This window comes from Protofrankia sp. CiP1_Cm_nod3 (assembly GCF_982290655.1).
On the sequence record NZ_CEVIVD010000241.1, the window covers coordinates 1 to 1,349 of the forward strand.

The 1,349-nt window shown below is 74.9% G+C and carries 2 protein-coding genes; one reads left to right on the forward strand and one right to left on the reverse strand.

The features are described from left to right. A partial coding sequence (locus AC5LUJ_RS23535) for a glycine cleavage T C-terminal barrel domain-containing protein (protein ID WP_493465803.1) occupies nucleotides 1-633 on the forward strand: 633 nt, incomplete at its 5' end. Between the two features lie 183 nt (nucleotides 634-816). Here AC5LUJ_RS23535 and AC5LUJ_RS23540 read toward each other — a convergent pair. After that, nucleotides 817-1,349, reverse strand: a 533-nt coding sequence (locus AC5LUJ_RS23540; protein ID WP_493465804.1) for an adenosylcobinamide-GDP ribazoletransferase, incomplete at its 5' end; no start/stop codon positions are given.

The following is a 1,349-nucleotide window of genomic DNA, read 5'->3' on the forward strand; positions in this document are numbered from 1 at the left end:
ATCCCGGGCATCGGGGGCGGCGGTGCCGGCGGTGCCGGGGACGGCGGGCGTGGCGCCGGCGGGGACGGCTCCCGGCGGGAGATCGTCGTGTGCCGCTCGGGTTACACCGGCGAGCGTGGGTTCGAGCTGGTGACGCCGTGGGCGGACGCCCCGGCGGTGTGGGACGCGCTGCTGGCGGCCGGGGCGTCCCTGGGGGTGCGGCCCTGTGGCCTCGGCGCCCGCGACACCCTGCGGACCGAGATGGGCTACCCGCTGCACGGCCAGGACCTCTCGCCCTCGATCACCCCGGTGCAGGCGCGGGCCGGCTGGGCGGTGGGCTGGGACAAGCCACGGTTCTGGGGCCGGGACGCGCTGCTGGCGGAGCGGAGCGCGGGCCCGGTGCGGCTGCTGTGGGGGCTGCGCTCGACCGACCGGGGCATCCCACGGCCGCACATGGCCGTGTACGACCTGGCCGGCGAGCGGGTGGGCGAGGTCACCAGTGGGACGTTCTCGCCGACGTTGCGGACCGGTATCGCCCTCGCCCTGCTCGACCGCGGCGTCGCCGAGGGAGACACCGTCCGGGTGGACGTGCGGGGCCGGCCGTCGGCGATGACGGTGGTACGCCCACCCTTCGTCGACGCCTCCCCGAAGTAGGGGCCGCAGCGCTCCCGGGGCGCGGTGCGGTGGCCGCGCGTCCCGGCCACCGGAGAAGATCGGCACGATTTTGTCGTTGTGTACGCTTTTGCGGCCAAAAAGCGTACACAACGACAAAATTATCTGGATCATGGCCTGTGCGGATGGTCGTGGATGGGATTCGTGCTCCCTGAGCGGCGCTTTCTAGACGATGCCGAGGCGGTGTTTCAGGCCGTAGGGGGCGTCCAGGGTCATGAACACCAGGGTGACCGTCGCCGTGATCTCGACGAGGGCGCCGAGCACGTCCCCGGTGATGCCGCCGAGGTAGCCGACGAGGTAGCGCCGCAGCAGCCAGCCCACGGCGGTGCCCACGGCCACCGCGGCCACCGCGCGCGCGGCCCGGCCGGGGCCGCCGCCGTCGACGTCGAGCAGCCCCGCGGCGGCGGCGGCGACGACGACGGCGAGCACGGAGCAGACGGCCTGCCGCGGCCGCACGGAACCGGCGACGAGGGCGCCGAGCCCGTTCGGGTGCGCCGCGGGGATGCCGGCGGTGCAGGCCAGGGTGGCCGCCAGCCGTCCGGTCATCGACGCGACCAGGATCGACAGGCTGCCCCGGTGCTCGTTGATCGCCAGTGACAGCGCCGCGACCTGGACCAGCACGGCGAAGATCAGCGCCAGCGCGCCGAACGCGCCCAGCCGCGAGTCCCGCATGGCCGCCAGCGCCCGCTCCCGGCCGG